Annotated in this window: 2 protein-coding genes; both read left to right on the forward strand. The window is 55.9% G+C overall.

The genetic code is table 11. From position 1 onward, the window contains the following. Window positions 1-587, forward strand: a 587-nt coding sequence (locus AC1D0Z_RS22755) for a hypothetical protein (protein WP_477660400.1), incomplete at its 5' end; no start/stop codon positions are given. 9 nt (window positions 588-596) lie between these two features. Next, window positions 597-1001 (forward strand): low molecular weight protein-tyrosine-phosphatase (locus tag AC1D0Z_RS22760; protein WP_477660401.1); only part of this gene is annotated, 405 nt, incomplete at its 3' end.

A 1001-nucleotide genomic window follows, 5' to 3' on the forward strand; every position in this document is an offset into this window, starting at 1 on the left:
GTTTGCTGGCGACGGCCTTTTGCAGGCCGGCCTCTGCACAGCAAGACCAGCATGAATCGCAGCCTTTCGTGCTGGAAGTCAGAGAGGGATATGCCTGCGACTTTGAGAATCAGGGAAGCGCTCTTACTAATGCAGCTTATCGAGGGGAGAAGCAGTGTCGAATCACAAGCCAGACAGGCGTGCCAGGCGAGACCGGCAAGGTACTGTTTTACTCACTCGCCTCAGAGTCTGATTCAATCGGAGTTATGGATCGCGGCTACGTCGTGCCGCATGATCCAAGGGGCAGATACCTCATGAGTTCCGGGCCTCAAGCCAAGTCACGACGGCTTGCCATTTGTCTCCCGTCAGGTCACAAGCTGCAAGTCAACTATGGAGCGAACATTCGAGCTGCGGTAGATAAGGGAGAGGAAAGCTTTTCGTCTTTGTGTACTTGGTCCGGCAGCTACATACAGTCCTTTATAGCCACGGCGGACATGTCTGACAGATGGACAAACCTGGCTATGGGCCCGGATCACCTGGACGGTGCTTGGGTCAAAACGCCTTACCTGATCCAGTTCCGTATTCTGTTGCCTTCAACAACGCCTTGACAGGTTGCCATGGCCGCCAGCTATTCCATCCTCTTCGTCTGCATGGGCAACATCTGCCGCAGCCCCACAGCTCACGGCGTGTTCCTGCAAAAAGTCAAAGATCGCGGCCTGGCCCATCAAATCCAGGTCGACTCCGCCGGCACCCACAACTACCACCCCGGCAATCCGCCCGACGAACGCTCGCAAGCCCATGCCGTCAAGCGCGGCTACGACCTGTCAGCCCTGAGAGCCCGGCAAATTTCGGATTCAGATTTTGAACGCCACGACTTGATTCTGGCCATGGATTGGGACAACCTGGCTTTGATTCAGGAAGAGTTTCCGGCTGAACACCTCGGCAAGGTACGCAGGTTGACGGAGTTCTGTTTAAAGCACGACAGCCCGGTGGTGCCCGATCCTTACTATGGGGGCAAGGAT

The sequence above is a fragment of the Polaromonas sp. P1_E3 genome, assembly GCF_056405935.1.